Here is a 2,667-nt window from a genome sequence, read left to right on the forward strand (position 1 = left end):
GGGTGGCCGTGCCTTCGCCATCAAGCCAACAGCATCTGGCGTCGCCACCAACATCACCGTCTACACCAACCGCCGCTCCTACTACTTCCATGTCGTCGAAGCCCGGGAGACGCCGCATTATGTCGTGCAGTTCCGCTATCCTGAAAACCGCGTGCAACCCACCAGGGCGGTTGCGGCCGATGCGCCGAACGCGAACTATGCGGTCAGTGCCCGAGAAGAGTTCACGCCGACGGCCATCTGGGATGATGGTACCTTCACGTATTTCCGGTTCGCACGGAATGCGCCGGTGCCCGCCATCTTCCGATATTCGAACGGCAGGGAACGCGCGGTGAACAGCCAGGCCTTGAGTGACGGCGTCATCCGCGTGTCCGGCGTCAACCGACAATGGGTCCTTCGCCTTGGCGAAGAGGTGATTTGCGTCCAGGACGCAGGACAGGCCACATCATGACCGAAGGTACGGAAGACCTCGCCGCGCGCCTCGCGGCTCTCGAAGGCTCGACAGGCAAAGCGAAGGCAAGCAAGCGGCCTGCGCCGCTTGCTGCGATCCTTGGGGTCGTCGGCATCGCGGCAGCAGGCGGTCTGGCATGGGCTGCCCTGCAGCCGTCGGCAGAAACACCAATGGCGACCGCCGCGCCGGAAGAGTTCCAGAGCAGCGGCCCCGGATTCGGAGATCTGGCGCCGATTTCTGCCCCAGAGCCCAGCCAAGCCCCGCCTACGGACACAGGTCCGAGCGAGTCGGAACTCGCGCTGATGGAAAGTCTTGCGACATTGAGAGCGGAACTCGAGGAACTACGCGCAAGACCGGCCGAGGCCGCGGATAGCGGGGCGGAGCAGGCTATTGCCGACCTGACGGCGCAAATTGCCACCTTACAGGAGGCATCCGCCGAGGCGCAGCGGGCCCTCGAGCGGCAACTGACCGAGCGGGATCGCGAATTGGATCAGCTCCGCATGGACTTGGAACTTGCACGGCTTGCACCACCAGAGCCGACCTCATTGGGACCAAGTGAAGAAGAATTGCGGCTGGCCGAACTCGAAAGGCGGCGCGCAGCCGAAGCTGAGGCCCGCGCAGAGCGCATCGCGTCTCCTATGATCGCGTTCTCCGGGATGGGCGCGGGTGCGGATAGGGAGAACACGCTGGAAGCCGCACGTTTGAATGCAGATGAAGCCTTTGTTCGTTCGGGCGCACAACCTGCGCAGGTGACACGTGCCGAAGTGATCGCGAACCCATCGAACACGGTTGTTCAGGGCACCATGATTCAGGCTGTGACAGAGACGGCCCTCGACAGCACACTGCCCGGCGCGATCCGCGCCATCGTCTCGGAAGACGTCCATTCTTTCGATGGAACGCGTATCCTGATCCCGCGCGGCGCGCGGCTGATCGGGCGCTACCGCTCCGATGTCGCACTCGCCCAATCGCGCGTCATGGTGGCATGGGACCGGATCATCTTGCCCGATAATCAGACCGTGCAGATCAGCGCCTTCGGTGGAGACGAACTCGGCCGTACTGGCACCACCGGGTTTGTCGACACCCGTTTCGCGCAACGCTTCGGCTCCGCCGCGCTGATCTCCTTGATCGGCGCCCTGCCTGCGGCTGCAGCGGGTCAAATCGACAGCGAGGCGGCAGCCGATGTTGCGAGTGATGTCGGCACCGACCTGCGCGATAGCACGCAAAGCGTGATGCAGGACTATCTGGCGATCCGGCCAGTGATACATGTCGATCAGGGTACACGGATCACGGTCATGGTTGATCGTGACCTCGAGATTTTCTGACATGGCTGCAAGTTATCTGGAAGCGTCGCTCGACCGTTTCGGCCCCGAGGTCCTGCGCGACGACACGATCGAGATCTGCATCAATCCCGACGGACAAGTCTGGGGCGAATTCCAGGGCGATCACTTCATGCGAGGTCTCGGCAGCCCGCTGAGCCAGACCGAGATCAAGGACCTCGGCAACCAGATCGCCTCGGCCGCCTCGACGACGCTCAGCACGAAGAAGCCCATTGTCTCGGTCTCGATCCTATATCGAGATCGCCCGATCCGCGCGCAGGTGATCCAGCCACCGGCAGTCGAGGGCGGGTTTTCAATATCGTTGCGCTTCTTCTCCTCCCTGCCGCTGGAGGCAATCCGGCTCGGCTTCCTCTATGGAAAGGAGCGCAGCCTCGAAGGTCTGCGGCGCGAACGAAACGCCGCGCTGCGCGATGTGGTTGCCTCCGGCGACATCGACGCCGCGCTGCGCTTCTGCGTCGAGAACAAGCTCAACATGATCGTTTCGGGCGGTACATCGACCGGCAAGACGGTCGCGGCGCGCAAGATCCTTTCGCTGATCCCGCCCGAAGAGCGGATCATCACCATCGAGGAGGCGGCCGAGCTGCGCCCCGAGCAGCCCAATGCCGTGACGTTGATCGTGGACCGGGACACGGATGCCCGCAGTGCAGATGTGCTCTTGGCCTCAACGCTTCGCATGCGACCCGACCGGATCGTCCTGGGCGAAGTCCGCGGGCGCGAGGCGATGACGTTTCTCGAGGCAATCAATACCGGCCACGGTGGATCGCTGACTACGCTCCATGCCGAGACTCCACAACTTGCTGTTCGCCGGCTCGCCATCGCCGCCCTGAAAACCGATGTGCCGATGACCTATGCCGACATGATCGATTACATTGAGGGCTCGAT

3 protein-coding genes are annotated in these 2,667 nt (G+C 63.1%); all 3 read left to right on the top strand.

Features of this window, described 5'->3' with window-relative positions:
* Positions 1-448: TrbG/VirB9 family P-type conjugative transfer protein (locus ACQY6C_RS14680; RefSeq protein WP_427970018.1), on the top strand; the 448-nt coding region annotated here is incomplete at its 5' end.
* Complete coding sequence (locus ACQY6C_RS14685; protein ID WP_427970020.1) at positions 445-1,770, top strand: TrbI/VirB10 family protein; 1,326 nt, start codon at positions 445-447, stop codon at positions 1,768-1,770. The genes ACQY6C_RS14680 and ACQY6C_RS14685, both read left to right, overlap by 4 nt.
* A gap of 1 nt (position 1,771) precedes the next feature.
* Positions 1,772-2,667, top strand: an 896-nt coding sequence (locus ACQY6C_RS14690; protein WP_427970022.1) for an ATPase, T2SS/T4P/T4SS family, incomplete at its 3' end; no start/stop codon positions are given.

Source organism: Altererythrobacter sp., from assembly GCF_050299635.1.
Classification (GTDB): Bacteria; Pseudomonadota; Alphaproteobacteria; order Sphingomonadales; family Sphingomonadaceae; genus Erythrobacter.